Here is a 381-nt window from a genome sequence, read left to right as displayed (position 1 = left end):
GTACGCGAGCGTCGCCGTCGTCATCCCCGACGAGCCGGGTGCGCTCGGTCGCGTGTTCACGGACGTGGGGGAGACCGGCATCAGCGTCGAGGACATGCGCCTCGAGCACGACGACGCCGTCGCCGCCGGTCTGCTCGAGCTCAGCGTCGTGCCGCTGCGCGCTCAGACCCTCGTCAGCGCGCTCAGCGCGCGGGGGTGGGCCGCCCACCTCGTCGAGACCGCCTAGAATCTGCGTTCATGACAAGCGTGGCGAACGGCATCCGGGTAGCGATCGACGGGCCCTCAGGTTCGGGCAAGTCGAGTGTGAGCAAGAAGGTGGCGGCGCACCTCGGCATCGGCTACCTCGACACGGGCGCGATGTATCGCGCGCTCACCTGGTAC

General features: G+C 69.6%; 2 protein-coding genes. Both read left to right on the top strand.

From position 1 onward, the window contains the following. On the top strand, nucleotides 1–226 hold a 226-nt coding region (locus GO615_RS30190), incomplete at its 5' end, for a hypothetical protein (RefSeq protein ID WP_211167462.1). Nucleotides 227–237: 11 nt separating this feature from the next. Then, nucleotides 238–381, top strand: a 144-nt coding sequence (locus GO615_RS30185; RefSeq protein ID WP_211167463.1) for a (d)CMP kinase, incomplete at its 3' end; no start/stop codon positions are given.

Origin of the sequence: Aromatoleum evansii (assembly GCF_012910805.1) — a bacterium.
Taxonomy (GTDB): domain Bacteria; phylum Pseudomonadota; class Gammaproteobacteria; order Burkholderiales; family Rhodocyclaceae; genus Aromatoleum; species Aromatoleum evansii.
Note: the sequence above shows the minus strand (reverse complement) of the source record. Positions and strands in the feature narration are given on the sequence as shown.